General features: G+C 66.0%; 1 protein-coding gene. It reads left to right on the top strand.

Features of this window, described 5'->3' with window-relative positions; all coding sequences use genetic code 11:
- Nucleotides 1–214 precede the first annotated feature (214 nt).
- On the top strand, nt 215–509 hold a 295-nt coding region (locus tag ACMGE0_RS33690), incomplete at its 3' end, for a 2Fe-2S iron-sulfur cluster-binding protein (RefSeq protein WP_436820197.1).

Genomic DNA, 509 nt, shown 5'->3' with positions numbered 1-509 from the left:
GACTGGGCTTCGCGCGGCTCCGGGTCGTCCCAGGACCGCTCGCCTTCCGTTGGGGCTGGGGTTCAAGAAATCCGCGTAATCGCGCCTCGGTCGTCCGCTCCTCCTCCAATCGCGCATCCGGATCGTTAAGTACCCGTGAACGGCACACGGAGGATGCATGAGAGCCACAAGGCGTGAAATCATCGTCGCCGGAGGCGCGCTCCCGGTTACCAGCATGGTAGCCGCCTCAGCGTCCGAGGCTGGCGTGGTGGCGGGCGGAGATGCCACCGCGGTGACGTTCGAGGTGAACGGCAAGCCACAGTCTGTGGCGCTCGATCCTCGAACAACCCTGCTGGACGCACTGCGCGAGCATTTACGCCTCACCGGCACCAAGAAGGGCTGCGATCACGGCCAGTGCGGCGCCTGCACGGTGCTGGTCAACGGCAGGAGGATGCTGAGCTGCCTCAGTCTGGCGGCGATGCACGAAGGCGACACGATCACCACGATCGAGGGGCTCGGCACACCCGAGC

It is taken from the genome of Neorhizobium descurainiae, assembly GCF_051400715.1.
In the GTDB taxonomy this organism is placed as follows: Bacteria; Pseudomonadota; Alphaproteobacteria; order Rhizobiales; family Rhizobiaceae; genus Neorhizobium.
This window is presented reverse-complemented; position numbering and strand designations above follow the sequence as displayed.